General features: G+C 72.2%; 21 protein-coding genes. 14 read left to right on the top strand and 7 right to left on the bottom strand.

What is annotated here, in order from left to right; genetic code table 11:
• Nucleotide 1: 1 nt before the first annotated feature.
• From LNW71_RS17350 to LNW71_RS17370, 5 genes are all read left to right on the top strand, one after another.
• Nucleotides 2-766, top strand: a complete 765-nt coding sequence (locus LNW71_RS17350) for an AfsA-related hotdog domain-containing protein (RefSeq protein ID WP_250969062.1) — start codon at nucleotides 2-4, stop codon at nucleotides 764-766.
• Between the two features lie 76 nt (nucleotides 767-842).
• Nucleotides 843-1151, top strand: a complete 309-nt coding sequence (locus LNW71_RS17355) for a YciI family protein (RefSeq protein ID WP_250969063.1) — start codon at nucleotides 843-845, stop codon at nucleotides 1149-1151.
• Complete coding sequence (locus LNW71_RS17360) at nucleotides 1148-2719, top strand: FAD-binding protein (protein ID WP_250969064.1); 1572 nt, start codon at nucleotides 1148-1150, stop codon at nucleotides 2717-2719. The genes LNW71_RS17355 and LNW71_RS17360 overlap by 4 nt, the downstream gene beginning before the upstream one ends.
• Nucleotides 2720-2793: 74 nt before the next feature.
• Nucleotides 2794-4443, top strand: a complete 1650-nt coding sequence (locus LNW71_RS17365) for an acyl-CoA carboxylase subunit beta (protein WP_250969065.1) — start codon at nucleotides 2794-2796, stop codon at nucleotides 4441-4443.
• Nucleotides 4440-4634 carry an acyl-CoA carboxylase subunit epsilon gene (locus LNW71_RS17370; RefSeq protein WP_250969066.1) on the top strand — a complete coding sequence of 65 codons (195 nt, stop codon included), beginning with the start codon at nucleotides 4440-4442 and terminating at the stop codon, nucleotides 4632-4634. Before LNW71_RS17365 ends, LNW71_RS17370 begins: the two co-directional genes overlap by 4 nt.
• Before the next feature lie 220 nt (nucleotides 4635-4854).
• Here LNW71_RS17370 and LNW71_RS17375 read toward each other — a convergent pair whose 3' ends face one another.
• Nucleotides 4855-5535, bottom strand: a complete 681-nt coding sequence (locus LNW71_RS17375; RefSeq protein WP_250969067.1) for a phosphotransferase — start codon at nucleotides 5533-5535, stop codon at nucleotides 4855-4857.
• A 257-nt stretch (nucleotides 5536-5792) separates the two neighbouring features.
• Here LNW71_RS17375 and LNW71_RS17380 point away from each other — a divergent pair, with 257 nt between their 5' ends.
• Nucleotides 5793-5999 (top strand): hypothetical protein, encoded by a 207-nt coding sequence (locus LNW71_RS17380; RefSeq protein ID WP_250969068.1) that lies wholly within the window; start codon nucleotides 5793-5795, stop codon nucleotides 5997-5999.
• 18 nt (nucleotides 6000-6017) lie between these two features.
• Here LNW71_RS17380 and LNW71_RS17385 read toward each other — a convergent pair whose 3' ends face one another.
• Nucleotides 6018-7727 (bottom strand): bifunctional 3'-5' exonuclease/DNA polymerase, encoded by a 1710-nt coding sequence (locus LNW71_RS17385; protein WP_250969069.1) that lies wholly within the window; start codon nucleotides 7725-7727, stop codon nucleotides 6018-6020.
• Between the two features lie 120 nt (nucleotides 7728-7847).
• On the opposite strand from LNW71_RS17385, the gene LNW71_RS17390 reads away from it, so the two are divergent.
• The 3 genes from LNW71_RS17390 to LNW71_RS17400 all read left to right on the top strand — a co-directional run bounded on the left by LNW71_RS17390 (nucleotide 7848) and on the right by LNW71_RS17400 (nucleotide 12262).
• On the top strand, nucleotides 7848-8759 hold the full coding sequence (locus LNW71_RS17390) for an NADP-dependent oxidoreductase (RefSeq protein WP_250969070.1): 912 nt from the start codon (nucleotides 7848-7850) through the stop codon (nucleotides 8757-8759).
• A gap of 85 nt (nucleotides 8760-8844) precedes the next feature.
• Entirely contained in the window at nucleotides 8845-10029 is a 1185-nt protein-coding gene (locus LNW71_RS17395) for a DUF2786 domain-containing protein (RefSeq protein ID WP_250969071.1), read from the top strand.
• Nucleotides 10030-10114: 85 nt separating this feature from the next.
• Nucleotides 10115-12262, top strand: a complete 2148-nt coding sequence (locus LNW71_RS17400) for an FUSC family protein (protein WP_250969072.1) — start codon at nucleotides 10115-10117, stop codon at nucleotides 12260-12262.
• Between the two features lie 253 nt (nucleotides 12263-12515).
• Here the strand turns inward: LNW71_RS17400 and LNW71_RS17405 are convergent, their stop codons facing one another.
• Nucleotides 12516-13016, bottom strand: a complete 501-nt coding sequence (locus LNW71_RS17405) for a hypothetical protein (protein ID WP_250969073.1) — start codon at nucleotides 13014-13016, stop codon at nucleotides 12516-12518.
• A 249-nt stretch (nucleotides 13017-13265) separates the two neighbouring features.
• On the opposite strand from LNW71_RS17405, the gene LNW71_RS17410 reads away from it, so the two are divergent.
• On the top strand, nucleotides 13266-13508 hold the full coding sequence (locus LNW71_RS17410) for a DUF397 domain-containing protein (protein WP_250969074.1): 243 nt from the start codon (nucleotides 13266-13268) through the stop codon (nucleotides 13506-13508).
• A gap of 67 nt (nucleotides 13509-13575) precedes the next feature.
• Here the strand turns inward: LNW71_RS17410 and LNW71_RS17415 are convergent, their stop codons facing one another.
• On the bottom strand, nucleotides 13576-14076 hold the full coding sequence (locus LNW71_RS17415) for an ATP-binding protein (RefSeq protein ID WP_250969075.1): 501 nt from the start codon (nucleotides 14074-14076) through the stop codon (nucleotides 13576-13578).
• Between the two features lie 333 nt (nucleotides 14077-14409).
• On the opposite strand from LNW71_RS17415, the gene LNW71_RS17420 reads away from it, so the two are divergent.
• Genes LNW71_RS17420 through LNW71_RS17430 form a run of 3 tightly spaced genes read left to right on the top strand, consistent with a single transcriptional unit; the run spans nucleotide 14410 to nucleotide 17493 of the window.
• A complete protein-coding gene (locus LNW71_RS17420; RefSeq protein ID WP_250969076.1) occupies nucleotides 14410-15291 on the top strand; it encodes a helix-turn-helix transcriptional regulator in 882 nt (293 codons plus the stop codon).
• Between the two features lie 54 nt (nucleotides 15292-15345).
• Nucleotides 15346-16803: an aldehyde dehydrogenase family protein gene (locus tag LNW71_RS17425; protein ID WP_250969077.1), complete on the top strand. Its 1458-nt coding sequence runs from the start codon at nucleotides 15346-15348 to the stop codon at nucleotides 16801-16803.
• Between the two features lie 48 nt (nucleotides 16804-16851).
• Nucleotides 16852-17493 carry a PadR family transcriptional regulator gene (locus tag LNW71_RS17430; protein WP_250969078.1) on the top strand — a complete coding sequence of 214 codons (642 nt, stop codon included), beginning with the start codon at nucleotides 16852-16854 and terminating at the stop codon, nucleotides 17491-17493.
• Nucleotides 17494-17625: 132 nt separating this feature from the next.
• Here the strand turns inward: LNW71_RS17430 and LNW71_RS17435 are convergent, their stop codons facing one another.
• Both LNW71_RS17435 and LNW71_RS17440 read right to left on the bottom strand, forming a co-directional pair.
• Nucleotides 17626-19050 (bottom strand): glutamate decarboxylase, encoded by a 1425-nt coding sequence (locus LNW71_RS17435; protein WP_250969079.1) that lies wholly within the window; start codon nucleotides 19048-19050, stop codon nucleotides 17626-17628.
• Nucleotides 19051-19211: 161 nt separating this feature from the next.
• Nucleotides 19212-20486: an ion channel protein gene (locus LNW71_RS17440; protein ID WP_250969080.1), complete on the bottom strand. Its 1275-nt coding sequence runs from the start codon at nucleotides 20484-20486 to the stop codon at nucleotides 19212-19214.
• Between the two features lie 138 nt (nucleotides 20487-20624).
• Here LNW71_RS17440 and LNW71_RS17445 point away from each other — a divergent pair, with 138 nt between their 5' ends.
• Nucleotides 20625-21383 carry a MerR family transcriptional regulator gene (locus tag LNW71_RS17445; protein ID WP_250969081.1) on the top strand — a complete coding sequence of 253 codons (759 nt, stop codon included), beginning with the start codon at nucleotides 20625-20627 and terminating at the stop codon, nucleotides 21381-21383.
• 97 nt (nucleotides 21384-21480) lie between these two features.
• Here the strand turns inward: LNW71_RS17445 and LNW71_RS17450 are convergent, their stop codons facing one another.
• Nucleotides 21481-21846 (bottom strand): YbjQ family protein, encoded by a 366-nt coding sequence (locus LNW71_RS17450; protein WP_250969082.1) that lies wholly within the window; start codon nucleotides 21844-21846, stop codon nucleotides 21481-21483.
• Between the last annotated feature and the right edge of the window lie 61 nt (nucleotides 21847-21907).

Consider the following 21907-nt stretch of genomic DNA (forward strand, 5'->3'; position numbering starts at 1 on the left):
CATGTCGCACGAGGCACTCATCGCCGTGGGAGACCGTTTCGAGGACTTCCTCACCAACCGCGGGACCATTCCGGTCTCCGACCTGCTGGCCCGGCTGCGTGCCGGCGAACTGTCCGAGAACCTGTCGGTCAGCATCGGGCAAGGCCTCACCGCCGAGCAGCTGGCGGAGATACGGGAGCTGGCCGAGGAGCACGGGGAGGCGGTGTCCATCGGCAAGTCCGGGGTTCCGGAACCGGCCGAACAGCGGCTCACGCACAAGCACCAGGCCAAGAACGTCCTGATCGGTCCGGTCGGCCAGACCGGCGAGAAACGGTTCGTCGCCGATCTCGTCATCGACGAGCGCGTCGAGGTCCTGGAGGACCACCTCACCGGTCAGCACATCCCGGCCATCACCCTGCTGGAGGCCGCGCGCCAGCTGTGGACGGCCGTCACCGAGCAGTTCTTCGTCACCGGACCCGAGCGGACCCGGTTCGTCATCAGCTCGGTCGACTCCACCTTCCACAGCTTCGTCTTCCCGCTGCCCGCGACCGCCCAGTACGAGCTCCTGGAACACCACCGCACCCCGGTCGGCTCGGTCTTCCGCTGCCGCATCGGCTTCCACCACGGCGACAAGCTCGCCAGCGTCGTGGAGGCCGAGTACCGGGTCATCCCGGAGAAGTTCAGCGCCAAGCAGGAGAAGCTCGCGGCCCGTCAGGCCGTGGTCAGCGAACTGACCAGGCTCCGCGAGCAGTCCGCACCCGCGGTGAGCGCCGAACGCGCCGCGTAGGGCCTCTTCGGCCCGACCCCCGGGGCCTGCCGTCCGGTACAGGCCCCGCCGGCCCCATCAGCCAGAGGAGAAGCAGATGCTGTGGGCGATCCACTGCCTCGACGCACCAGGCAGCGCCGAACTGCGCGCGGCCCAGCGGCCGGCCCACTCGGCCCGGCTCCGCGCGGCGAGCGTACGGCCCGTGCTGTACGGCCCGTTGGTCGCCGCGGACGGCAGCACCGCCGTCGGGAGCCTGATCGTGGTCGAGGCCGCTGACCGCGGCCAGGTGGAGGAGTTCGCCACCGGCGACCCGTTCGCCGTCTCCGGCGTGTGGGAGCGCATCGAGATCCAGGCGTTCGCACCGTCGGAGCGGTCCCCGGTACGGATCGGGACAGGTACGTCATGAGGCTGCGCCGGCTCCCGCCCGGTGTGGACGGCCAGGAGTTCGCCCGGGCCCTCGCGGCGTTCCGCGCGGCGCTGGGCGAGGCCTGGGTCCTCACCGAGGAGTCGGTGGGCCTGCCCGGATACGCCGACCCCCAGCCGATCTTCGACGCCGGGCACTTCGCGGCCTGCGCCGCGCTGATGCCCGGCTCGGTGGAGGACGTGCAGGCCGTCATGGGCATCGCCGGCACCTACGGTGTGCCGCTCTCGCCCGTGCTGCCCGGCCGGGACGCCGGTTTCGGGGGCGCCGCGCCCCGGCTGCCGGGAGCGGTCGCCGTCGACCTCGGCCGGATGAACCGGGTGCTCGCGGTGGACGCGGCGGCCGGCTACGCGGTCGTCGAACCGGGTGTCACCTTTCACGACCTCGACACCCGGCTCGGTGAACTCGGCCTGGAATACCGGGTGGACATGGCGGGCCCCCGCTGGGGAAGCGTCGTCGGGGAAGTGCTGGAACGTGCCGGGGGAGGCGCCGGGTACGAGGACGTGCCCGCGCCGCCCTGCGGCATGGAGATCGTGCTCGCCGACGGCGACGTGGTGCGGACCGGGATGGCGGCCCTGACGGGTGCGGGCCGCGGGGCTTCGGTCCCGTACGGCTGCGGACCGTCCTTCGGCCCGATGTTCGCCCGCTCGGCGCTCGGCGTCGTCACCAAGCTCGGGGTCCGGCTCCGTCCCGAACCGGACGGCCACCGCCCCTACTTGATCACCCTGCCACGGGAGGAGGACCTGGGGCCGCTCGTCGACATCCTGCGCCCGCTGCGGATGGACCGGACCGTCGGCGACACCCCGACCGTGCGCAGCCTGCTGCTCGACGCGGCCGCCGTCGGGCCCCGGAGCGCGTACTACGCCGGCCCGGGCCCGCTGCCCGACAGCGTCGCCCGCTCGGTGATGTCGCAGCTGCGGCTCGGCCGGTGGAATCTGTACGGGGTGCTCAGCGGGGCGCCCGCCGTGATGGACGCCCAGTGGTCGGTGATCCACGACGCGCTCGCCCCGGTCCCGGGCGTCCGCTTCTTCCGGGCCGGCGAGCACGACAGCCCGGCGCTGGCCGCGCAGGCCCGGCGCGCCCCCGGACAGCCGCCGATGCAGGCGGACGAGGCCGACAGCTGGCTGGAGAACGGCGGGCGGCTGGACCTGACGCCCGTCTCGCCCGCGACCGGTGAGGACGCGCTCGCGCAGTACGCCCTGGCCCGCGACCACGCCCACGCGTACGGCAAGGACTACCTCGGGGCCGTGGCGGTCGGCGCCCGCGAACTGCACCACCGCTTCATGGTCGTGTTCGACACGCTCGATCCGGCCGACCGGGCCCGCACCTTCGAGCTGTGCGGGCTGCTGGTCCGGGAGACCGCCGCGGCCGGGTACGGAATCCAGCGCGCCCACCCGGCCCTGATGGACCAGGTCGCCGCGACCTACGGCTTCAACGACCACGCCGTGCTCAGGCTCGGCGAACGCATCAAGGACGCACTCGACGCGGAGGGCATTCTCGCCCCCGGCAAGCACGGCATCTGGCCACGCCGCTACCGCGGCCTCGGCCTCTGAATCCGAGCGCGGGCCGGCAGCCGGCTCGGACGGTCAATCCAACGAGGGAAGCAGGGAGTCGGACCGTGAGGACCATGAGCAGAACGGACACGGCACGGACGGACACGGCACGGACAGGGGCGGCGCGGACGGACACCGCCGAGCTGGAGGAGGAGTTCGCGGCGCCCGCGGCCCAGCTGTCGCTCGGCACCCGTACCGCCGAACTGAACGGGCTGCACGCCACCGTGGCCGCCGGCGACGCCGCCGCGACGGCGCGCCAGCACGCCAAAGGCAAGCTCACCGCCCGCGAACGCATCGACCTGCTGCTCGACCCCGGCACCTTCCAGGAGGTCGAGCCGCTGCGCCGGCACCGGGCCACCGGCTTCGGACTCGAGGACCGGCGCCCGCACACCGACGGGGTGGTCGGCGGCTGGGGCACCGTCCACGGCCGGACCGTGTTCGTCTACGCCCACGACTTCCGGATCTTCGGCGGCGCGCTCGGCGAGGCGCACGCCGAGAAGATCCACAAGATCATGGACCTGGCCCTGGCGGCCGGCGCGCCGCTCGTCTCGCTCAACGACGGCGCGGGCGCCCGCATCCAGGAGGGTGTCACCGCGCTCGCCGGGTACGGCGGCATCTTCCAGCGCAACACCCGGGCCTCCGGCGTCATCCCGCAGATCAGCGTGATGCTCGGCCCGTGCGCGGGCGGCGCCGCCTACTCGCCCGCCCTCACCGACTTCGTCTTCATGGTCCGCGAGACCTCGCAGATGTTCATCACCGGACCCGACGTCATCCAGGCGGTCACCGGCGAGCAGGTCACCCAGAACGGTCTGGGCGGCGCCGATGTGCACGCCGGGACCTCGGGCGTCGCGCACTTCGCGTACGACGACGAGGAGACCTGCCTGGAGGAGGTCCGCCACCTGCTGTCGATGCTCCCGCAGAACAGCGCGGAGGAACCGCCCGCGGTCGCCTGCGACGACCCGGCAGACCGGCCGGGCGACGAACTGCTCGGACTCGTTCCGGCGGACCCGTCGCGCCCCTACGACATGCGCCGGGTGGTCGCAGAACTCCTGGACGACGGCGACTTCCTGGAGGTGCAGGAGCACTGGGCGGGCAACATCATCTGCGCGCTCGGCCGGCTGGAGGGCCGTACCGTCGGGATCGTCGCCAACCAGCCGGTGGTGCTGGCAGGCGTCCTGGACATCCACGCGTCCGAGAAGGCCGCGCGCTTCGTCCAGCTCTGCGACGCCTTCAACATCCCGCTCCTTACCCTCGTCGACGTCCCCGGCTTCCTGCCCGGCGTCGACCAGGAGCACGGCGGCATCATCCGGCACGGGGCGAAGCTGCTCTACGCGTACTGCAACGCGACCGTGCCCCGGATCCAGGTGATCCTGCGCAAGGCCTACGGCGGTGCGTACATCGTGATGGACTCCCGCTCCATCGGCGCCGACCTCTCGTACGCCTGGCCCGCCAACGAGATCGCCGTGATGGGCGCCGAGGGCGCGGCCAACGTCGTCTTCCGGCGGCAGATCGCCGCCGCGGACGACCCGGAGGCCACCCGCGCCCAGCTGGTCAAGGAGTACAAGGCCGAGCTGATGCACCCCTATTACGCGGCCGAGCGCGGACTCGTCGACGACGTGATCGACCCGGCGGGCACCCGGGCGGTGCTCGCCGCCGGACTGCGCATGCTCCGCACCAAGACCGTGCCGCTCCCGCACCGCAAGCACGGGAACCAGCCGGCATGAGCATCCGGCTGCTCTCCGGAGACCCCACGCCCGAGGAACTCGCCGCCGTCCTCGCCGTCCTGCACGCGCTGGCCTCCCACCCGGCCGGCGACCTCCCCGCCGATGTCGTCCGGCCCGCCCCCTGGTCCCGCGCGGGCCGCCGGACGAGGCCGGGCACGGAGCGGCAGGCCGGGTGGGCGCGACTGGCGTGACGCCGGCACGGCGCAGCGGTCCGGGGCGGGTCGGGCAATCGTCCGGTCCGAGGCCGGCGGTGGATCCGGCCGCACCAGGCCGGTCGAACTGGCGGGCACGCGCGAGTGATTCGGGCCGCCGCGGTGCGGGAGCCCCACGGCGACAGGTCCGTGACGGGCTCCGACGCCTGGGCGACGAGGGTCAGTTCGGCCGGGCGGGGTCGCCGGCCCCGGCCGGACGTCAGCGCGAAAGCTCTGCGACCAGGGCCGACGCCTCGGCGACGAGGGCGAGTTCGGCCGGGCTCATCGTCGGGTTGGCGGCTCGCCTGGCCGCCGCGTCGGCGAGGTGGCGGGCCGGGATGCCGTCGTCGGCGGCCAGGCGCGGCAGCAGCAGTTCCAGCAGTGCGCGGGCGCCCTCCGCCGCCGGGGTGCCGCGATCGACGGCTACGTGGGCCAGGATCAGCGCGGTCATGGCCCGGTCCAGGGCCGGCGGGCCCTCCTCGGTGTTGCTCCAGTCGATGACCACGGGGCCGGCGGCCGTCAGCATCACGTTGTCCGGATGCAGGTCGAGATGGAGGATCCGGTCCTCGGGATCCGACGAGAGCCGGGCCGGGATGGTGTGCAGATCGGCCAGCAGGCCGGCCAGCATGGCGGAACCCTCGTCCCCGTCGAGCTCGCCGGAGATCAGGGACTCCAGCATGGTCGGACCGGTCAGGCGCTGCAGGACCAGGTCACCGGGGCCGGCCGACGCGGGCAGCGGACCGAGCCGGGGGACCGGGTAACCGGAGGCCGAGAGGTACGACATGACGGGCATCTCGTGAATGGCTTCCAGCCCGACGCGATAGCGCCGCAGGACCCACGCCTCGTCCAGTTCGTATACGTCGGCGGAGCGTCCGGTGCCCAGCAGTTGGCCTATTCGCATGAGGGGAACCTACTCGGGCGAACCGCGCACGGGGAGATCGCGAGCGACTGTTTCACCGTGTCACCGCCGGTCACCGTGGTCGCACGGGGTGCTGCGAAGGGCCGGCCGGGATCTCCTGGAACCGGCGTGTCCGCGGGGGCGTTGCCGGCAACGCCCCCGCAACCGGGACCGTCCGCCGCATCCGTGGCCCGCCCGTCCCAGGGGATCGCGCAGTAGCCTTGAGGTACGCGCGGGACGGCCCGAGGAGGCCATGACGCATGGAGACTCTGATCACCGTGGCGGTTGTCATCGGCATGATCGCCGTGGTGGCGCTCGCCATTCATCTGCTCAACGGACGGCATCGCCACCGCCACCTGGCCACCGTCCCCCACGATCGCGGACTCACGGTGTTCCGCGGCCCGGCAGCCGGGAGCCGTGGCGGCGGCAAGCCGCCGCAGAGCCCGCGTCCGCCCGACAGCCCCTGAGGCTGTCCCGCGACCGGCTCACTTCGCATCCGAATACCGCTCCACCACCGCCGTGGTGAACGGGAAGCGCACCGGTGTCTCACCGAAGGCGGTCCGCCCGGCCAGCTCACCGGCCGCCCGGATCGCCTCGACGACGGCGTCCGCCTCCTGGAGCGGACAGTGCACGATCACCTCGTCGTGCTGGAAGAAGACCAGCTCCGCCCGGAGCCCGGCGGCGCCGAGCGACTGGCGCAGGGCGGCCAGGAGCAGCAGCGCCCAGTCGGCGGCGCTGCCCTGCACCACGAAGTTGCGGGTGAAGCGGCCGCGCGCGCGGGCGTCGGACGAGGCGTAGCCGGGGGTGAACCCGCCGTCCGCGGAGTGTGCTCCGGAGCCGTCCGCCGGCTCGTCGTCCTGCGGGATTCCGGCTTCCCCGTCGTCCCCGCTCCCCGCGGCGGGCGGACTGGTGCGGCCGAGCCAGGTCCGTACGAGACGGCCCTCCTCGCCCGCCTTCGCGGCCTCGTCCACATAGGCGACGGCCTGCGGGAACCTTCGGCGCAGGGCGGCCAGATTCTTCAGGCCGTCGCCCGAGGTCTGGCCGTACACGGCGCCGAGCAGCGCGAGCTTGGCGTGGTCGCGGTCGCCGTGGAAGGCGCGGTCCGACAGCGCGGTGTAGAGATCCCCGTCGTGACCGGCCACCTCCATGAGGCCCGGGTCGCGGGAGATCGCGGCCAGGACCCGCGGCTCCATCTGGTCGGCGTCCGCGACGACGAGCCGCCAGCCCTCGTCGGCGACGACCGCCCGCCGGATCACCTTGGGGATCTGCAGCGCACCTCCGCCGTTGGTCGTCCAGCGGCCGCTGACCGTGCCGCCGGGCTGGTACTCGGGGCGGAAGCGGCCGTCGCGGACCCAGTCCTGGAGCCAGCTCCAGCCGTGCGCCGTCCAGATCCGGTACAGCTTCTTGTACCGGACGAGCGGTTCGACCGCGGGGTGGTCGAGCTCCTCCAGCTCCCAGCGGCGGGTCGACCTCACCTTGATGCCGGCCTGCGCGAACGCCTTCACCACATCGGCGGGCAGATCCGGCCGGACCCGGCGGCCGAAGGCGGCGGACACCTCGTCCGCCAGCTCGGCCAGCCTGCGGGGCTCGCCACCGCCGGCGTACCGCTCGCCCAGCAGCTCCTGCAGGACGTCCCGGTGGACGTCGGCGCGCCAGGGCAGACCCGAGCGGTTCATCTCGGCGGCGACCAGCATGCCGGCGGATTCGGCGGCCGTCAGCAGCCGCATCCGGCCCGGGCGGTCCGTGGCGTCGTGGCGGGCGAGCTGCTCGGCGTACACCTGGAGCAGGGCGTCGAACGGCAGGTCCGCCCCGGACCTGGGTTCGAACAGCGAGGACTGGGAGCCGCGCTCCGCGGAGCGCGGCAGCGGATCGGGCGGCACCGGGCCGTTGTGCAGGCGGGCGTGGGCGGCTGCCGCCGAGCGGGGTTCGCCGAGCCGGCCCTCGTGGCCCAGCAGGAGGGACTCGGCGACCTCGATGTCGTAACACCGCGCCACCGTGACTCCGGCGGCGAGCAGCCGGGGGTAGATCTCGGTGGTCGAGCGCCACACCCAGCGGGTGACGTCGGGGCGGGAACGGACGGCCTCGACCAGGTCGGGTTCGGTCAGGACCGGGGCGGTGGGCAGGCCCGTGCGGCCCAGCGGGGCGAGGCGGGCACCGCCGCTCTCCGTGGCGGCGAGAGCCCAGCGTTCGGTCATATGGCCGAGTCTGGCACCCGGCACTGACAGCGGGGCGGCGTGCGTGGGCGACGCGCAGGCGGGAGGATCGGCAGCGGGCCTGCTGCGGGTTCCTGAACATCGACCGAGGGGACAGGCGCGATGGAAGCGATCGTTTTCGAGGAGTTCGGCGGACCCGAGGTCCTGCACCCCGCCCGGGTCGAGGACCCGCACCCCCGCACGGGGCAGGTGCGGGTGCAGGTCAGGGCGGCCGGGGTGAACCCGATGGACTACAAGATCCGCAACGGCTGGATGGAGCAGGTCTTCCCCACCTCGCTCCCGGCGATCCCGGGCGTCGAGTTCGCCGGGGTGGTCGACGCGATCGGCGAAGGGGTCACCGGTGTCGCGGTGGGCGACGAGGTGCTGGGCTGGAGCGCCACCGGTTCCTACGCCGAGTACGCGCTGGCCGACGCCGAGCTCGTCGCCCCCAAGCCGGCGGAGTTGAGCTGGCAGGACGCGGCGGCGCTGACCATCGCGACGAACACCGCCCAGCGCGTGCTCGACGAACTCGGCGTGGGCCAGGGCGACACCCTGCTGCTGCACGGGGCCGCCGGAGCCGTCGGGTCGGCCGCGGTGCAGCTGGCGACGGCCCGCGGCGCGACCGTGATCGGCACGGCCTCCCCGGGCAACCACGACTACCTGCGGGTGATCGGCGCGACCCCGGTGGAGTACGGCAAGGGGCTGGTCGGCCGGGTGCGCGAACTCGCCCCGCAGGGTGTGGACGCGGTCTTCGACGTGGCGGGGCGCGGCGCGCTGCCCGACTCCATCGAGCTGCGCGGCGGCACCACCGACCGGATCGTCACCATCGCCGACCAGGAAGCGGCCAAGTACGGCGTCGCCTTCTCCGGTGGCGGCGCCCGCTCCAGTGAGCAGCTGGCCGAGCACGCCCGTCTCGCCGCCGAAGGCGGGCTGCGGGTGCCGGTCGCCAAGGCCCTCCCGCTCAATGACGCCGCCGAGGCGCAGCGGCTGAGCGAGGCGGGTCACGTCCGGGGAAAGCTCGTCCTCCTGCCGTGACGCCTGCCGGCGGGGCCGGCCGGAGAATTGTTGTCCACAGGCTGTGGATGAATTCCGCCGACCCGGCCACGCCTACCCTGAGCTCATGGAACCGGTGATCGACCAGGCATTCGCGGCGGCGCTCTACTCGCAGGGCGACGCCGGTCTCGACACCGGCGCCTCCCTCCTGGCCGCGGATCCGGCGGCCGACGCGGAGCTGCTGCGGCGCGGCGAGGAGTTCGTGCGGCGCGCCTGGGAGCGCGGCTGGCTGCCCGCCGACCTCGTACGGATCGTCCGCCGCGAACTGGACGAGCACGGGGCCGGCCTGGCCGCCGGACTGATCGCCGCCGAGGTCCGGCGGTACGAGCGGCTGCCGCCCCGCTGGCAGTCCCAGCTGGACGAGCTGCCCGCGGCGCCGCGGCCCAACCGCCCCGACCGGTTCTCCTACGCCTCCGCGCTCCTGGGGCTCTACCGGCTGCTGCTGGGGCTGCCCGCCATCGAGCCGGTGGGGCCCCCGCCCGGTGCGCCGCGCGACGGGCTGCACCTGCCGCCCGCGCACGACGAGCCCCGCATGCTGACCCGGATCCGGGCACTGCTGGCCAAGGCCGAGGCGACCGGCTTCCCCGAGGAGGCTGAGGCGCTCACCACCAAGGCGCAGGAGCTGATGGCCCGGCACAGCATCGACGAGGCCCTGCTCGCCGCCCGTACGCACAGCAGCCGGGCACCGGGCGCCTGCCGGATCGGGGTGGACGCGCCCTACGAGACGGCCAAGGCGATCCTGCTCGACGCCGTCGCCTCCGCCAACCGCTGCCGCGCCGTGTGGAACAGCGACCTCGGCTTCTCGACGGTCGTCGGCTTCGAGCCGGACCTGGAGGCCGTGGAACTGCTCCACACCTCGCTGCTGGTGCAGGGCACCGTGGCGATGACCCGGGCCGAGGCGGGCCAGCGGGCCGGCGGGCGCAAACGGACCAAGACGTTCCGGCAGTCCTTCCTGATGGCCTACGCCCAGCGGCTGGGGCACCGGCTGGCCGACAGCACCGCCCGCGCCACCGCCGAAGCCGACGCCGAGGGTGCCGCGGCCGGCCCGCCGACCGCGGCGGACCCCGGACTGCTGCCCGTGCTGGCCGCCCGCGACATGGCGGTCACGGACACCGCGGAGCGGATGTTCCCGCGGACCACGACCAGCCGGGTCAGGGGTGCGACCGACCTGGACGGCTGGACGCACGGGACGGCTGCCGCCGACCGGGCCAGGATGGGCGGGCCGGCGCCGGAGATCACCGACCGGGGGTGAGGGGCGGACGGGTGCGGTGCCGGCGGGCGCCGCGTGCCGAACCCGACAAGTCGGGCACAACGGGAAATCCGGTTAGGCTCTGGGCATGAGCTGGCTCCGGGCGCTGAGGGAGACCGCCCGCTCGGGGCTGACGATCGAGCGACGGCGCCTCGAACCGCTGATCGCCATCCGCGGTGCGGCCGGTCTGGCCCTGGTGATCGGGGTGAGCCTGGCCCTGTTCGGGCCCGTCGTCGCCGCCAGCTCCGCCTTCGGGGCGTTCCAGGCGGCCATCGCCACCTTCCAGCGCAGCTGGCGGCCCCGGCCGGTGCTCGCCCTGGTCTCCGGAGTGAGCCTCGGAGTGTCGACGTTCATCGGGTACGTCACCGGCTCACGGCTTCTGCTCTTCATGATCCTGCTGGTGCTCTGGACCTTCCTCGCCGGACTCGCGTGGGCGGCCGGTCCGACGGGCGGCATCATCGCCGCGTCCAATGTCGCGATCATGCTGGTGACGATCACCCTGCCCACCTCCGTCGCCCAAGCGGCCCTGCACGCCGCGATGATCACGTTCGGCGGGGTGGTCCAGGCGACGCTGATCGTGCTGTTCCCGGTCCGCAGATGGGGCGCCCAGCGCGACGCCCTCGCCGATGCGCTGGCCGCCGAGGCGGACTACGCCCGCAGGCTGCGCCACGACCCGGTCGCCCACTTCGACCCGGTGCCGTTGATGGAGGCCCGCAGCGCGGCTGCCGTCACCCCGCGCCAGGCGCGCCGCCGCCCGGCCGAACTGCACGGCTCCCGCGGGGCCGCCGAGCGGATCAGGCCGGTGCTCGCCTCGCTCGCGGACCCGGCGATGGGCGTGCCGGCCGAGGGCCCGGAGCGCGACCGCGTCCGTGAGCTCCTTGCCGCCGCCGCCTCGCTGCTCGACGCGGCGGCGCGGGCGATCCGGCACGGCGACCCGGTGCGGCTGCCGGCGCCCGCCGTCGCCACCCTGAAGACCCCCGACACCGGATCGCTCCTCACCGGGCCGCCGCTCCGCGCCGCCGACCGGCTGGCCGCGCTGCTCTCCGACGTCATCGAGGCGGCCGAGGGCGAGGGCACCAAGGAGGAACGGGCCGAAGTCGAGGAGACCAACGACGCCATCAAGGCGAGCCGCGGCCGGATGCCCGCGGAACACCACAGGCGCCCCACGCTGCTGCGACTGATCCCGGTCGTGCTCAAGTCGATGCGCCGCGAGCTGCACCACGGCTCCCCGATCCTGCGGCACGCCGTGCGGATCTCCGCCGTCGCCGCCGTCGGCTACCTCCTGGGCACCGTGCTGCCGTTCGGCCACGGTTACTGGGCGCCGATGACGGCCGTGATGGTGATGCGGCCCGAGTTCTCCCAGACGTACGCACGCTCCGTGGCGCGCTTCGGCGGCACCGTCGTCGGCGTCGTCCTCGCCACCGTCATCGTGCAGACCGCCCACCCCGGCGTGGAGCTGTCCGCCGCCCTCGCCGTGGTCTGCGCCCTGCTGATGTACCTGCTGATGCGCACCGGCTACGCGGTCGGCCAGGCCTGCGTCGCCGCGTATGTCGTCTTCCTGCTCGGCATGGCGGGTGACGACTGGTCCCAGACCGTGCTCGAACGGGTCGTCCTCACCCTGGCCGGCGGGCTCCTCGCGATGATCTCGTACGCCGTCTACCCGGCGTGGGAGACCCCGCGGCTGCGCAACAGGCTCGGCGACTGGCTGAAGGAGGACGGCCGTTACGCCGCGTCGGTCGTCGACCAGTACGCCGAGCCGGCCGACCGGGGCCACGACGACGTCCGCAACGCCCTGCTCGCCAACCGCGCGGCCCGCGTCGCCTGGCAGGAGGCGGTGGCCACCGCCCAGCACGAACCGGTGCGCCACCGGGGCCTCTCGCACGCCGCCGCCGACGACACCCAGCACGCCCTCTCCCAGCTCGGCAGGGTCGCGATGCTGATGGAGGCGCACCTGCCCGAGGGCGGCGCCACCCCCGACCCCGCGGCGGCCCCGCTGGCCGAGGCGCTGCGCCGGGCCACCGAACAGGGGGCGAAGGCGGTGCGTGAGCGGCGCGTTCCGGACTGGACGCCGGTCCGGGAAGCGCTGGAGCGGTGGAGCGAGGAGGAGCGGCTGAGCGAGCGAGGGTCGGACCCGGTGGTGCGCAACGGGGCCGACCTCCTCCTCGAAGCCCTGGAGGAGTTCTCCCGGGGCCTGGACGCCGGCTCGCGTTCCGGCTCGTCCGCCGAAGGGGCTTAGGGCGTGTTTTGAAAGTCCCGCCTGCCCGGCGGCGCCTGGCACGCACGCTCGCGGCGTTGCGGAAATGGCCTAGTAGCTCCGCTACAAGGCCACGTCCGCGCCTTGCGATCGCACGCACCAGGCGCCGCCGGGCCCGCCCTTCGGGCGGACGACGCTACTTTCAAAACACGCCCGGGCCTCTCGTCCGGACCATGCCGGGCTCGCGTGCCCCGGCGCCGCACCTCGCGAAACGAAAGACCCCAGGACTCCGGTGCTACGACGGAGTCGGCAGGCCTGGCAGACCTTCGAGCGAGTCGGCGTCGGTCTTGCCCAGGGTGTCCTTGGTCCCGCCGTCCCACGAGACGACGACGGTCTTGCCGTTGTTGGACTCGACGGCTCCCGCGGTCCGGGCGGTGTCGCCGTCGGCGCACTTGAGTTCCAGCGTCACCTTCCCCGCGCCCGTGGCGGTGCCCGAGCAGACATGGGAGTCGGCGACGACGACGGCCTTCCCGGATGCGACGGACAGCACCACGGCCTTGCCGTCGGTCTGCCCGGCCCAGGCACCCTCGAGCGCCTTGAGGCCGGCGGAGGAACCGCTTTCCCCGTCACCCGCTCCGGAGCCGGAGTCGTCGCTGCCGGCGGGCGCCGGGGCCGAGCCGGAGGCGGAGCCCTTGTCCGCGCTCCCCTTGTCGCCGTCACTGCCGCAGCCGGTGAGCGCGAGCGCGGTCAGCAGGCCGGTGGCGACAACTGCGCCGGTACGTACGAGTTTGCGCATGTGGAATTCCCCCTAGAGGACGAAAGACCATCCAAGCTACCAGTGAGTCGCCACCGGGTTCAGGAGGTCAACTCCCGGAATCGGGAGCCGAAGAGGCCTGTCGCGCGTCTCTCTTCCGGGAAGCTGTAACCGAGGGAATACCGCCCGTGCACGTGCATCTGCCCATGCATCCGCTCATGCAGGCGAAATTGAACACAGCTATGATCCGAGACAGTTGACACTTGCACCTTGCAACTCGGGGAGCGTCCTGTGCACCACGTGTACAACGGCATGGCGGCCACAGAGCTTCGCGGAGTCGTCTGGCAGAAGAGCAGACACAGCAACTCCCAGGGTTCCTGCGTGGAGTTCGCGAAACTGCCCGACGGGGATGTGGCGATGCGCAATTCGCGCCATCCCGACGGGCCGGCGCTCGTCTATACGCCGGCCGAGATAGAGGCGCTGCTGCTCGGCGTGAAGGACGGGGAGTTCGACCATCTCATAGCGGAGGCATGACCTCCGCCCGCCGGCGCGGCACCGCACCCCGCAGCGCCGGGCGTCATCTCATTACGCCGACGGAACGTCACGCCGGTTCGGACAGCCGGAAGAGCGCCCAGACGACCTTGCCGCGCAGCTTCCCGCCGTGAGGTGAGCCTTCCGTACCGAGTACGGGGGAGGGGTGCCAGCCCCAGCAGTCGCTGAAGGACTCCACCAGGAAGAGGCCGCGGCCGGATTCCGCTGAGTCGGCGGCCTCGGAGGCCACCGGGCTCGCCTGGCTCGGGTCGCGCACCGCGCACACCAGCCGCGAGGTCCAGCGCATCAAGTGCAGGCGCACGGGCGGATCCTGCGGTTCGCGCGGCGGGTCGGCGGGCAGGGCGTGCCGCAGCGCGTTGGTGACCAGCTCGGACACGACCAGGGCGACGTCGTCGAACCGCTCGCTCAGACCCCAGCCGGTCAGGGTCGAGCGGGTGAACTGCCTGGCCCCGCCGACGGCCTCGTAGCGGGCCGGCAGCGCACAGGTGGCCGATCCGGAGACGGCAGAGGGATCGATTGGCGGAAGGCCCTGCCGTAACGGCTCGAGCATCGTCGATCCATTCGTCCCCATGCGAGGCACTCCCGGGATTCGCGGCTGTCTCGGTACTGCGGGTACTCGGGTACAGCGGCACAACACGAACGAGCACGCAGGTGCGCGAGGCCCATGGTTCCGAATGCGCACGGCAGATGCAAGGGCAGATGCACGTGCACGCGCCTGACCTGTCCGATCCCGTGCCGGTTCTTGCTCATTTCTTCCGGGGTGGAGTTTCGGGGACTTGTGGAAGTCTTCCCATTTCCGTAATCGATTGAGTACGGGCTGAAGCGTTTTGATGGCAGAATCCGGCTCTTGGGGTTCAGGGGGAGCTCCGATGTCCGGGAAGCGATGGGGAGGGTTGGGCCAGTGGCGGCAGGCGAGTCGAGTGGATCCGTGGTGCGGCGCATCCTGCTGGGCTCGCAGCTCAGGCGGTTGCGCGACTCGCGCGGTATCACCCGTGAGGCGGCCGGCTACTCCATCCGGGCTTCCGAATCGAAGATCAGCCGCATGGAGTTGGGACGGGTGAGCTTCAAGGCCAGGGACGTCGAGGATCTGCTCACGCTCTACGGCGTCACGGACGAGGCGGAGCGCGACTCCCTGCTCGGCCTGGCCCGGGAGGCCAACGTGGCGGGCTGGTGGCACAGTTTCGGCGATGTGCTGCCCGGCTGGTTCCAGACATACATCGGTCTGGAAGGGGCGGCCTCGCTCATCCGGATCTACGAAGTCCAGTTCGTGCACGGTCTGTTGCAGACCGAGGGCTACGCCCATGCCGTCGTCTCCCGGGGCATGCGCGGCGCCCCCGCGGCCGAGATCGAGCGCCGGGTCGCGCTGCGGCTGGAGCGGCAGAAGGCCCTCGTCGCCGAGCGGGCCCCGCGCTTCCATGCCGTACTGGACGAGGCGGCGCTGCGCCGGCCGTACGGCGGACGCGAGGTGATGCGCGCGCAGTTGCGGCACCTGATCGACATGTCGGAACAGCCCAACATCACTCTTCAGGTGATGCCCTTCAGTTTTGGCGGACATGCCGGGGAGAGCGGCTCTTTCACGATGCTTCGATTCCCGGAATCCGATCTGTCGGACATTGTCTATTTGGAGCAGCTGACAAGTGCGCTCTATCTGGACAAGGCAGAAGAAGTCGCCCAGTACGAAAAGGCCATGGTGCGGCTCCACGCAGACAGCCCGGGACCCGAGGAGAGCCGCGATCTGCTTCGCGGTCTTCTCCAACTCTCCTGATATTTCAGTACGATGACGACCCAACAGGAGTCTGCACCTGCAGTAAGGGATCGCATGTCCTTCTTCCGTGAGCTGGCCGACCAGTACATCGACGGTGAATGGCGCACCGGCACCGGCTCGTGGGACATCATCGATTTCAATCCCTACAACGGGGAAAAACTCGCCGCTATCACCGTCGCCACCGCGGACGAGGTGGACCGCGCCTACCGTGCGGCCGAGCGCGCCCAGCCGGCCTGGGCCACCGCGAGTCCGTACGAGCGCAAGCGCGTGCTGGAACGGGCCCTGGGGGCCACCGAGCGGCTGGCCGACGAGATCGTCGAGGCGGTCATCGACGAACTGGGCGGCACCCGGGTCAAGGCGCAGCACGAACTGCGTGCGGCCCAGGAGTTCCTGCGCGAGGCCGCGCACCAGGCCTTGCACCCCGGCGGCCGGATACTGCCGTCGCCGGTGGACGGCAAGGAGAACCGCCTCTACCGGCTGCCCGTCGGGGTCGTCGGCGTCATCAGTCCCTTCAACTTCCCCTTCCTGGTGGCGATGAAGTCGGTCGCGCCGGCCCTGGCGCTGGGCAACGCGGTCGTCATCAAGCCCAACCAGAACGCCCCGGTGGTCGGCGGCGGGCTGATCGCCAGGATCTTCGAGGACGCGGGGCTGCCGGCCGGACTGCTCAACGTCGTGATCACCGACATAGCCGAGATCGGCGACGCGTTCATCGAGCACCCGGTCCCCAAGGTGATCTCCTTCGCCGGATCCGACCGGGTCGGCCGTCATGTCGGCGCGACGGCGGGCGCGCTCTTCAAGCGCACCGTTCTCGAACTCAGCGGCAACAGCGCCCTGGTGGTGCTCGATGACGCGGACATCGACTACGCGGTCGACGCCGCCGTCTTCAGCCGGTTCGGCTACCAGGGGCAGGTCTGCATGGCCGCCAACCGGATCCTGGTGGACCGCGCCGTGGCGGCCGAGTTCACGGAGAAGTTCACCGCGCGCGTGGCGGGGCTGCGGACCGGCGATCCGCGTGATCCGGAGACCCAGATCGGCCCGGTCATCAACACCTCCCACGCGGACGCCCTGGCCGCCCTGGTCGAGCAGGCGATCGCCGAGGGCGCCACCGCGCCGGTCCGGGGCCGCACCCGAGGCACTCTCGTCGAGCCCACCGTGCTCGCCGGACTTCCCGAGGACTCCCCGCTGCTCTCCCAGGAGATCTTCGGCCCGGTGGCGCTGCTGCTCACGTTCGACGGTGAGGAGGAGGCCGTACGGATCACCAACGACAGCCCGTACGGGCTCGGCGGCGCCGTGCTCACCGCGGACGCCGAACGCGGGGTGCGGTTCGCCCGGCGGATCCACAGCGGGATGTTCCACGTCAACGACGCCACCGTGCAGGACGACCCGCTGGTGGCCTTCGGGGGCGAGAAGAACTCCGGGACCGGGCGGCTGAACGGCGAGGCGGCGGTGGAGGCCTTCACCACGCAGAAGTGGATATCGATCCAGCACGGCCGGAGTGTTTTCCCGCTCTGAATCACGCACCGCTACTCTCGTCAGAGTTGAGTGGAAAGGTGGGTGGGTATGTCCGCGATCCGGCTGCTCGTCCTCTGCGCCGTGCGGCAGCACGGCCGGGCGCACGGCTATCAGGTCCGCAACGACCTGGAGTACTGGGGCGCCCACGAGTGGTCCAACGCCAAGCCGGGGTCGATCTACCACGCACTGAAGCAGATGGCGAAGCAGGGAGTGCTGCTCGCCCACGAGGTCGCGCCGAGCACGGCGGGCGGCCCGCCGCGCACCGAGTACGAGATCACCGAACAGGGCGACGAGGAGTACTTCACGCTGCTCCGCGCGGCGCTGACCTCGTACGACCAGAAGCTGGACGTGCTGTCGGCGGGCCTCGGCGGGATCGTCGACCTGGAACGGTCGGAGGCGGTCGCCCTGCTCAGGGAGCGGGTGGCGGGACTGGCCAGGTGGCGGACGTCGGTCACCGACTACTACACCCCGGACGCCGGTCCCGAGTCGATCGGCCACATCGGCGAGATCATGAACATGTGGGTGCACTCCGCGGACTCCGGGGCGGAGTGGACGCTCGGGCTGATCGACCGTATCGAGGGCGGGGCGTACACCTTCGCGGGTGAGGGCGCTCCGTTCGTCGGCGTGCTGGCCGAGGGTGAGGAGAACCCGTACGCGACCGGTGTCACCGATCCCGGGGACGCCCACTAGGGCCTCGCGTTCGGACCATGCCGGGCTCGCGTGCCCCGGCGCCGCACCTCGCGGCGTTGTCGCCGGTACGTTGCCCGCGCTCACCATGGCCTTCGGGCCGCAGCGGCCCCGCCGGGAGGCGGGGCGCGGTGCTCAGTGGTGGAACGACGTCGCCGCCCCGTGATCCCGGCTCAGCGGATGCGCCTGGCTCCGCAGTTCCGGCAGCAGCAGCCGCAGATCCTCCAGCAGCAGCTCCGCGAGGTCCGAGGTGAATCCGTTGCGGCACACGATCCGCAGCACCGACAGGTCCTCCCGGTTCGCCGGGAAGGTGTACGCGGGCACCAGCCAGCCGCGCTCGCGCAGCCGCCGCGACACGTCGAAGACGTCGTACGCCGTCACCTCGGGCCTCGTCGTCAGCGCGAAGACGGGCAGCTGGTCGCCGCGGGTGAGGAGCCGGAAGTCGCCGAGGTCCTCGATCCGTTGGGCCAGGCCGCGGGCCACGTCCCGGGCCGCCTGCTGCACGGCCCGGTAGCCCTCCCACCCCAGCCGCAGGAAGGTGTAGTACTGCGCCACCACCTGCGCGCCGGGCCGGGAGAAGTTCAGCGCGAAGGTGGGCATGTCGCCGCCCAGGTAGTTGACCCGGAAGACGAGCTCCTCGGGCAGCTCGGCGGGCGAGCGCCACAGCGCCCAGCCGACGCCCGGGTAGACCAGGCCGTACTTGTGCCCGGAGGTGTTGATCGAGGCGACCCGGGGGAGCCGGAAGTCCCACACCAGGTCCTCGTCCAGGAAGGGCGCCACCATCGCCCCGGACGCCCCGTCCACATGGACGGGGATGTCGAGGCCGGTGCGCTCCTGGAGGGCGTCGAGCGCCGCGCAGAGCTCCTGGATGGGCTCGTACGAGCCGTCGAAGGTGGAGCCGAGGATGCCGACGACGCCGATCGTGTTCTCGTCACAGAGGTCGGCGGCGGCCTGCGGGTCGAGATGGAAGCGGTCGCCCTCCATCGGGACGAGCCGCGGCTCGACCTCCCAGAAGGTGCAGAACTTGTCCCAGCAGACCTGGACGTTCACGCCCATCACCAGATTGGGCCGGGCGTTCGCCGGGTACCGGTCGGCGTTCCGGGTCGCCCAGCGGCGTTTGAGGGCGAGTGCCGCCAGCATGCAGGCCTCGCTGGACCCGGTCGTCGAACAGCCCACGGCCGTCGCGGGGTCGGGCGCGTGCCACAGGTCGGCGAGCATCGCCACGCAGCGCCGCTCCAGCTCGGCGGTGCGCGGGTACTCGTCCTTGTCGATCATGTTCTTGTCGCGGCACTCGGCCATCAGCACCCCGGCCTGGGGTTCCATCCAGGTGGTGACGAAGGTGGCGAGGTTGAGCCGCGAGTTGCCGTCGAGCATCAGCTCGTCATGGACCAGGCCGTACGCGGTGGCGGGCGGCAGCGGCCCGTCCGGCAGCTTGTGCCGGGGCGGGGCCGACTCCATGCCGGCGGTCGGATCGGCCTCCCCGAAGAACGGATTGAGGGCGAGCCTGCGCCGCTCCTCCGACGGTTCGGTGCTGTGCGCGGAGCCCTTGTGGAGCGGCATCGCTGACCTGCCCTTCTCGGTTCTCGCTAGCGAGGCCGGACATGTCCGACGATACGGACAGTGCGGGTGTCCGGCGCGCCGGAACGGCCTGCGCCGCGAGGCGCGTCACCGGGGCGCGCGAGCCCGGCATGATCCAGGGGCCCCAGGGGCATCCGCCGGGTTCACCGCAGCGGCGTCCCGTCCCGGTGCAGTTGCATCTGCGGCCGCCCGGTCACCAGCAGCCAGGCCGGCAGCGAGGCGACGCAGAGCAGCGGGAGCAGCGTCGAGTCGGAGGCCAGTACCGCCGCCGCGAACAGGCTGAGCCAGCCCTGCCGGGTGACGGCCAGCAGCACGCCCAGCACCGCGCACGTCACCGCGAGGGCCACCGGCACCCCGTCGACCAGGGCGTGGGCACACAGTCCGAGCGCGACGCCGGAGAACACCGCAGGGAAGATCCGCCCACCGCGGAAGCCGCAGGCCGCGGCGATCAGCAGGGCCACGGTCTTCACCACCGCCATGACCGCGAACTCACCGGCCGACCAGCCGCCGGGGTCCGCGGCGAGCACCTTCACCTCGTCCAGCCCCTTGAAGAGGGTGAGGTGCCCGCCCAGGGCACCGAGCAGGCCGAGCAGCAGTCCGCCCAGGGTCAGGGTCGGCACCGGGTGCCGAACGGCGCGGAACGCGCGGTGCACGTACGGGAAGGCGTACACCGCCGCCATGCCGAGCACCGCCCCGGCGGAGGCGATCACGATCGCGAAGAGCAGATCGGCCCAGTGCGTGTGGGTGTAGTCGGGCAGCGACAGGTTGAAGCTGGGGTGCGCGAGGAGCGTCATCGTCAGCGCCCCCGCGGCCCCCGCTGCCAGCGGTCCGAAGAGGCGGTCCCAGAGGGCGCCCGGCTCGGCGCGCGAGGCGAACGTCTCGGAGAGGATCAGCGCCGCGGCGACCGGCGTGCCGAACAGCGCTCCGATGGTGCCCGCCGCGGCGAGCGCGAGCCACAGCGCGGCCGGGGTGTCCGGCGCGAAGCGGCGGCCCGCCCAGCAGGCCAGCGCGATGTTGGCCGCGGTGATCGGGTTCTCCGGGCCGAGGCTGACCCCGCCCGCCAGCGCCAGGACCGTCACCACGAGCAGCCCAGGCAGGACGCCCGGCGGCAGCGGCGGATCGACCAGGCCCATGGTCGCCGGATCGGGGCCCGCCCGGCCGGGCACCACCTGGATCACCAGGCCGATCGCCAGGCCGGTCGCCGTGAGCATCACGATCATCCACAGCGAGGAGTACCGGCCGACCGACAGGGCGTCGGGCAGCGTCTGCCAGAGCACGTCCTGCAGTTGCTCCGCGAGGAGGCTGATGCCGAGCAGGACCAGGGCCGAGGCCACTCCGACGGCCAGGGCGGGCACGATGAGCGTCAGCAGCCGGCGTGCGGGGGCAGGTCCGACGGAGACGGCGGAATCGGTGGCCATCGGCTCACCATAGCTATGCAAAAGCCCTATAACCCTCCAAAAAGGGCACCGTGCGGCGGTATTTCGGGCTTGCACCTCACGTCACGTCAGGGCTCAGGCTGGGACACGTACCCACCACGCAGGAAGGAGCGCGGAGCCATGGAGCACTCCGTGGGACAGGTCGCCGGATTCGCCGGAGTCACGGTGCGCACCCTGCACCACTACGACGGCATCGGGCTGCTCTCGCCCGGCGGACGCAGTCACGCGGGTCACCGGCGTTACCAGGACGCCGACCTCGACCGGCTGCAGCAGATCCTGTTCTACCGGGAGCTCGGCTTCCCGCTCGACGAGATCGCGGCACTGCTCGACGACCCGGACGCGGACCCGCAGGCACACCTGCGCCGCCGGCACGCACTGCTGTCGCACCGGATCGCCGAGCTCCAGCGGATGGCCGCAGCGGTCGAGACAGCCATGGAGGCACGGAGGATGGGCATCGATCTCACGCCCGAGGAGAAGTTCGAGGTCTTCGGCGGCAAGGATCCGGAGCGTTACGCGCAGGAGGCCGAGCAGCGCTGGGGCGGCAGCGACGCCTACGCCGAGTCGCAGCGCCGGACCGCCCGCTACACCAAGGAGGACTGGCAGCGGATGCAGGCGGAGGCCGCCGACTGGGGCGAGCGGTACAACGCACTGATGGAGTCCGGTGAGCCGGCCACCGGCGAGCGGGCGATGGACCTCGCCCAGGAGTACCGGAGCCACCTCACGACCTGGTTCTACGACTGCACGCCCGGGATCCACCGCGGACTCGGCGAGATGTACGTCGCCGATCCGCGGTTCAAGGCGTTCTACGAGTCGATGCGGCCGGGTCTCGCCGAGCACCTGCGCGACGCGATCAACGCCAACGCCGAGCGCCAGGAGTGATCCGGAGCCGCGTCCGGCGGTGAGCCGGAGCCGCGGCGTTCCCCGCCGGGCGGGAGCAGTGCTTACGGGGGCGGGGTGCCCGCCCCCGTAACGCCGCTCAGCTCCTGCTGATCACCGCGGCCGTGCCGTACGCGCAGACCTCCGTGCCCACGTCGGCGGCCTCGGAGACGTCGAAGCGCATCATCAGCACCGCGTTGGCGCCGCGCGCCTTCGCCTGTTCGACCAGCCGTTCCATGGCCTGGTTGCGGGTCTCGACGAGCGTCTTGGTCAGCCCCTTGAGCTCGCCGCCGATCATGGACTTCAGCCCGGCACCGATCTGGCTGCCCAGGTGGCGCGAGCGCACGGTCAGGCCGAACACCTCGCCGATGACCTGGGTCACCTGGTAGCCCGGTACGTCATTGGTGGTGACGACCAGCACATCGGACTGTGCCGTCTGCCCGCCGCCGTAATCCTCAATGCCCATGGTGTGGCACCTCCTGGGACCGAGTTTTGCCCCGGTTCGCCCGGTGTGCATCTCCACGGGG

This window comes from Streptomyces sp. RKAG290 (assembly GCF_023701695.1).
Taxonomy (GTDB): domain Bacteria; phylum Actinomycetota; class Actinomycetes; order Streptomycetales; family Streptomycetaceae; genus Streptomyces.

Excerpts from the sequence above, each read along its gene's own strand:
- LNW71_RS17350 (WP_250969062.1), top strand. The coding sequence starts at position 2 with ATGTCGCACGAGGCACTCATCGCCGTGGGAGACCGTTTCGAGGACTTC.
- LNW71_RS17355 (WP_250969063.1), top strand. The coding sequence starts at position 843 with ATGCTGTGGGCGATCCACTGCCTCGACGCACCAGGCAGCGCCGAACTG.
- LNW71_RS17360 (WP_250969064.1), top strand. The coding sequence starts at position 1,148 with ATGAGGCTGCGCCGGCTCCCGCCCGGTGTGGACGGCCAGGAGTTCGCC.
- LNW71_RS17365 (WP_250969065.1), top strand. The coding sequence starts at position 2,794 with ATGAGCAGAACGGACACGGCACGGACGGACACGGCACGGACAGGGGCG.
- LNW71_RS17370 (WP_250969066.1), top strand. The coding sequence starts at position 4,440 with ATGAGCATCCGGCTGCTCTCCGGAGACCCCACGCCCGAGGAACTCGCC.
- LNW71_RS17375 (WP_250969067.1), bottom strand. The coding sequence starts at position 5,535 with ATGCGAATAGGCCAACTGCTGGGCACCGGACGCTCCGCCGACGTATAC.
- LNW71_RS17380 (WP_250969068.1), top strand. The coding sequence starts at position 5,793 with ATGGAGACTCTGATCACCGTGGCGGTTGTCATCGGCATGATCGCCGTG.
- LNW71_RS17385 (WP_250969069.1), bottom strand. The coding sequence starts at position 7,727 with ATGACCGAACGCTGGGCTCTCGCCGCCACGGAGAGCGGCGGTGCCCGC.
- LNW71_RS17390 (WP_250969070.1), top strand. The coding sequence starts at position 7,848 with ATGGAAGCGATCGTTTTCGAGGAGTTCGGCGGACCCGAGGTCCTGCAC.
- LNW71_RS17395 (WP_250969071.1), top strand. The coding sequence starts at position 8,845 with ATGGAACCGGTGATCGACCAGGCATTCGCGGCGGCGCTCTACTCGCAG.
- LNW71_RS17400 (WP_250969072.1), top strand. The coding sequence starts at position 10,115 with ATGAGCTGGCTCCGGGCGCTGAGGGAGACCGCCCGCTCGGGGCTGACG.
- LNW71_RS17405 (WP_250969073.1), bottom strand. The coding sequence starts at position 13,016 with ATGCGCAAACTCGTACGTACCGGCGCAGTTGTCGCCACCGGCCTGCTG.
- LNW71_RS17415 (WP_250969075.1), bottom strand. The coding sequence starts at position 14,076 with ATGCTCGAGCCGTTACGGCAGGGCCTTCCGCCAATCGATCCCTCTGCC.
- LNW71_RS17420 (WP_250969076.1), top strand. The coding sequence starts at position 14,410 with ATGGGGAGGGTTGGGCCAGTGGCGGCAGGCGAGTCGAGTGGATCCGTG.
- LNW71_RS17425 (WP_250969077.1), top strand. The coding sequence starts at position 15,346 with ATGTCCTTCTTCCGTGAGCTGGCCGACCAGTACATCGACGGTGAATGG.
- LNW71_RS17430 (WP_250969078.1), top strand. The coding sequence starts at position 16,852 with ATGTCCGCGATCCGGCTGCTCGTCCTCTGCGCCGTGCGGCAGCACGGC.
- LNW71_RS17435 (WP_250969079.1), bottom strand. The coding sequence starts at position 19,050 with ATGCCGCTCCACAAGGGCTCCGCGCACAGCACCGAACCGTCGGAGGAG.
- LNW71_RS17440 (WP_250969080.1), bottom strand. The coding sequence starts at position 20,486 with ATGGCCACCGATTCCGCCGTCTCCGTCGGACCTGCCCCCGCACGCCGG.
- LNW71_RS17445 (WP_250969081.1), top strand. The coding sequence starts at position 20,625 with ATGGAGCACTCCGTGGGACAGGTCGCCGGATTCGCCGGAGTCACGGTG.
- LNW71_RS17450 (WP_250969082.1), bottom strand. The coding sequence starts at position 21,846 with ATGGGCATTGAGGATTACGGCGGCGGGCAGACGGCACAGTCCGATGTG.